The following is a 424-nucleotide window of genomic DNA, read 5'->3' on the forward strand; positions in this document are numbered from 1 at the left end:
GCGCATATTTTGGATTTTTGAAACCGTCATACATTACATTTAATATGGCTAAACATACATCTAGACCAATAAAATCAGCCAATTGCAAAGGTCCCATTGGGTGACCCATTCCAAGTTTCATAACCGTGTCAATTTCATAAACACCGGCTACTTTGTTGTATAAGGTTTCGATAGCTTCGTTGATCATAGGCATCAAAATTCTATTAGCAACAAAACCTGGATAATCGTTTACTTCAACGGGTGTTTTTCCTAATTTTTCCGAAAGATTCATGATGATTTTAGTCACTTCGTCGCTTGTGTTGTAGCCACGAATGATCTCCACTAGTTTCATAATTGGCACAGGATTCATAAAGTGCATACCGATAACACGTTCAGGATGCGCCACAACGGCTCCAATTTGAGTAATCGAAATCGAAGAAGTGTT

The 424-nt window shown here is 38.2% G+C and carries 1 protein-coding gene; it reads right to left on the minus strand.

What is annotated here, in order from left to right; all coding sequences use genetic code 11:
- On the minus strand, window positions 1-385 hold a 385-nt coding region (locus FCS21_RS17895), incomplete at its 3' end, for a 3-hydroxyacyl-CoA dehydrogenase family protein (RefSeq protein WP_246047319.1).
- Window positions 386-424: the final 39 nt, after the last annotated feature.

Origin of the sequence: Colwellia ponticola (assembly GCF_005885605.1) — a bacterium.
In the GTDB taxonomy this organism is placed as follows: Bacteria; Pseudomonadota; Gammaproteobacteria; order Enterobacterales; family Alteromonadaceae; genus Colwellia; species Colwellia ponticola.